The organism is Clostridium sp. LS (genome assembly GCF_002760435.1).
In the GTDB taxonomy this organism is placed as follows: domain Bacteria; phylum Bacillota; class Clostridia; order Clostridiales; family Clostridiaceae; genus Clostridium.
On sequence record NZ_AUUU01000180.1, the window covers coordinates 1 to 3,679 of the forward strand.

The 3,679-nt window shown below is 28.0% G+C and carries 2 protein-coding genes; both read right to left on the minus strand.

What is annotated here, in order from left to right:
- Positions 1–351: 351 nt before the first annotated feature.
- Entirely contained in the window at positions 352–3,144 is a 2,793-nt protein-coding gene (locus COL3_RS25590) for a sigma-54-dependent transcriptional regulator (protein WP_008420601.1), read from the minus strand.
- A 145-nt stretch (positions 3,145–3,289) separates the two neighbouring features.
- Positions 3,290–3,679, minus strand: a 390-nt coding sequence (locus tag COL3_RS25595) for a fructose-specific PTS transporter subunit EIIC (RefSeq protein ID WP_242982196.1), incomplete at its 5' end; no start/stop codon positions are given.

Sequence of the window (3,679 nt, forward strand, 5' to 3'; positions counted from 1 at the left end):
CCATCATCCTTTCTTGCTACATATATTATTTTTATACTTATATACATAGCAATTCCCATGCCAACTAAGAGTGTCAGAATAAGCCTATATCTTCAAATGTTTATTTTAAAAGGATAATGAACAAATACAAATATTTTCTAACATTCTAATTTCACTTTTGACATTCTTTATTTTGAAATTTGACACACTTATAACATACTTTTCATTAAATTTTTTAAACAGTGTCATTCTTTTGATTCACTAGAAAATTCCTATATTACATAGACTACTACATTGTTAATATGAACATATAAAATAAGAGTACACCCTGTTTAAAACAGAAGTGCACTCTTATGTATAGCAAATAGCTTGTTAATTTTGAGAAATTACATCTATTATATAATAAATTTCATCTTCGCTTAAATTTATTGATAACGCCGAATAGAAAATATTTTTTGCTTCCTTTAATACTTTCAAAGTTTTTTCATCAAATACTTTTTCTGTGTCATCATAAGTTAATCCATTATTTAAAAGCATCCTCTCTAATGCGCAAGCAACGTGAAACATAATTCTTAATTTTGCTGGATTTGAATAATGTATATTTAAGGATTTTTCAATTGTATTTACAAATTCATCTAACAAAGAATATATTTTTTCTGGGTTAAGAAAGGTTATAAATTCAGTTAGTGTTTGTTTACAAAGATTTTTCAATACAATTTGATTTTCGCTTTTATTTGAAGTTTTAACATTCTTTCCTTCAAGGATGTTTTTTAATACCTCTTCCCCAGATCCATCTATTAATTCCTCAATTGATATAAAAGGTATCCCCGCATGAGGATTTGTAATTCCAATAACGCAAATAATGTTACTTTTCTTTTTCATATTATTAATCATATTATTTAAATCATTTAATCCGCATGGTATAATATTAATATTTTTAAGTGATGTATTCTTTGCTATAGCTTCAACTAATTCTTTAAGTTTGTTAGCAGCACCTTTACCAGTAGAACAAATTGTGATTATAACATCATCCTTTTCAGATAAATCACTTGAGATAATATTATTTGTATATCCCCTAAAATCAGTACATAAATATGTGTATACAGAATTAAGATCAGTATCACATAAAGCACATTTTCTAACAGCTTCTAATACTAATGGTGTAGATACCATATCAATGCTCTTAGTATTAATTTTAGTTCTTTCCGTAATAACTTCACTCAAACTATTTAATGATCCCATATCAACTAGCAAAAGTACCCCTTTTCCTTCATTAACTTGTTCAACTTTTTCTACTACAATTTCTAAAATATCCGCAGGTGTCCTTTCAAGTGGCATATCTACTGCGATAATATTGTCCGCATCAAATAGTTTTTTGGCTACAGCAACCATGCTTGTAGCTGTACTTGCGCCATGAGCTGCTACTACAATTCCAACTCTTCCTTGATGAGAAGATTCTTGTATTGAAGTTAAAAGCAAAGCTAAATATTCAATTTCAACTTTAGGAATTGTTAATTTGTATCTATCTTCTATTAGTTTATGAATCTCTTTAGCAACCTCATATTCTTTGCTAAAAATTGAAGTTTGCAAATTAATATCAGTTGAAAAGGATACATTCATTTTATTTATTCTATTAAATAATGCACTAAAATGAAGACTTATTGCATAAATAAATCTATCATTTAATTTTTTACCCAGCCTATTTTCAGCTAAAACTTTTATTTCTTCAGAAAAATCAATAATATCTTTATCTACAATTTTTAATAATCCCTCTTTACGATGCAAATCATTTTTGAATCTATCATAGAATTTTTTTAAGTGAATATTTATATCTGTTGCTATAAAATTCTTAATATCATCATCTCTCATACCTTCATCTTTAAGCAATGATGCTTTATCTTCAATTATATTATAAATATTAAAAGGCGGCTCATATGCATCAGTTTCTAAAAATGTTTTATCACCATCAGGCTGAATCATTATAGTGTTCGGCACTATATTCCAAATCGCTGTATTATCCTTTACCTTATTTACAAAATTAAATATTCCATTTCTTATATTTGACGGTAATAATTTTAAATTTATATCAATGCACTCATTTGTATTAATAGAATTTAAAAAACCTTTTGCACATGCTAATTGAATATTAGACTTCAGTTGACCAATATTTCCGTAGGTCGTACTTCCTATAAAGGCTTTGACCGCCTCAGATGAAATTTTGATGGTTTTATTTACCCTTTGGGCTTCTTTAGATAATAAGTAATGAATCATTTCAAGTTTATCTTCAATAGTTCTTTCTTCGAAGTTAGGAATAGCTATTGTTATAGGTATTCTTCTGATAAAAGTATTAAGTAACGTTGAATTAGGATCTTCTGTTGTGGCTCCTATTAATAATACTTTTGCTTTTCTCATCCTATCAGATTCACCTAACTTATTGTATGTACCCGTATCCATAAAATAAAAAATCATTTCCTGTCCTTCAGGTGGTAATCTATGAATTTCATCCAAAAATAATATTCCACCATCAGCTTTTTCAACAATACCTTCTTTCTCTTTTTCTGCCCCTGTAAATGCGCCCTTAATGTGACCAAAAATATGAGACAATAACAATTGAGGATTGTTACAATAATCAGCACAATTAAAAATAATAAATGGAGCATCCTCTGGTAGCTTTTTTATATACTTGGAGTATTTGTACATAATATTAACAAATAAGCTTTTTCCAACTCCTGTACTTCCTATTATTAATGTATGAAGACCATTTGGTGGATACATTAAAGCTGCTTTAGCTTGTTCAATTTGATTTTTTAGACTCGTATTTGCTCCAATCAAATCATTAAAAGGAGATTGTTCTTCATTATTGTTCCTTTTACTACTAATATAATCATTTATATCTATTATTTCTTCTACATCTAATGGTAGTTCTATATTTAATATATTTTCAAAACAATTTCTTTCAAAGTAACATACAGGTCTCATTTTGATTTTAATTATTTTCTTTTCTCTACAAAGAACATTAAGCTCTCTGCATACATTGCTTTTTAATATATTAAGGTTTTCCTCAATTTCCTGAGCATTGAATCCCTTTTTTAATAACAACTTCTCTTTATTAAATTTTTTTGAGTTAATTAATATATAATTATAAATTTTATCTTTACGCTTCATACTTTCCCTCTCATATTATCCATATAAATTAATAGAATTATATCTTTAAATATTAGAAAGAATAAGAATAATATAAATAGCCATATATAAATGGCATAAGCTATTTACAGATGACTATTTATTAATATTATTCTAATTTTTAATTTTATCCTTCAATACGTTTCTTTAATATTCCTAATATTATTGCACCAACTACTGATCCTGCAACTATAGCTGCGATATATGCTAATGGATTAGTTACAATTGCTATTACAAATACTCCTCCATGAGGTGCTCTTAACGCGCATCCAAATGCCATTGAAAGTCCTCCAGCAATAGCTGAACCAATTATACATGATGGTAATACTCTTATCGGATCTGCTGCCGCAAATGGGATTGCACCTTCTGAGATAAATGAAAGACCCATTATATAATTTACAAGACCTGCTTGCCTGTCTTTTTCAGTAAATTTATTTTTGAAGAATGTTGTGCATAATGCTATTACAAGTGGTGGAACCATACCACCAGCCATAACAGCTGCCATTATATCAAAGTT